The sequence below is a fragment of the Pseudacidovorax intermedius genome, assembly GCF_001476815.1.
In the GTDB taxonomy this organism is placed as follows: domain Bacteria; phylum Pseudomonadota; class Gammaproteobacteria; order Burkholderiales; family Burkholderiaceae_C; genus Xenophilus; species Xenophilus intermedius_A.
Map to the genome: position 1 here is coordinate 1 of NZ_LDSL01000266.1, position 541 is coordinate 541.

The following is a 541-nucleotide window of genomic DNA, read 5'->3' on the forward strand; positions in this document are numbered from 1 at the left end:
GTCGGCCTGGCCGGCCTGGGCCATCAGCGCCCGGGTCTCGGCCCGACCGGCGGCCAGGTAGCGCACCCGTTCGATGGCCGGACGCGGGCCGTCGTAGCCCTCGAACGCGCCGGCCTCGACCGCCTGCGGCGGTGCCAGCGCGAGCACGCGGTAGGGCCCGCTGCCGACGATGGCGCGCACGCCGCCGTCGGGGCCGAAGCTGGCCGGCGCCAGCACCAGGGTGCTGCTGTGGGCCAGCAGCGCGGGCAGCCCGCCGTGCGGCCTGGCAAGCCGGATGCGCACGGTGGCCGCGTCCTCGGCGTCGATGGCCTCGATGGGCGCCTGGCTCAGCAGCGAGGGTGGCGTGCGCGCGGCCTGCAGGCAGCGCACCACGGCCGCGGCGTCGACCGGGCTGCCGTCATGGAAGCGCGCCGCCGGCCGCAGTGAGAAGCGCCAGGTGAGGCCATCCGCCGACACCGTCCAGCCGCGGGCCAGCCCGGGCCGCGGTGTGCCGTCGTCGGCGGCGTCGGTCAGCGTCTCGGCGATCTGCAGCCGGGTGAAC

Annotated in this window: 1 protein-coding gene; it reads right to left on the minus strand. The window is 78.0% G+C overall.

The features are described 5' to 3' along the window. On the minus strand, positions 1–541 hold a 541-nt coding region (locus NS331_RS25140; protein ID WP_242873889.1), incomplete at both ends, for an ABC transporter substrate-binding protein.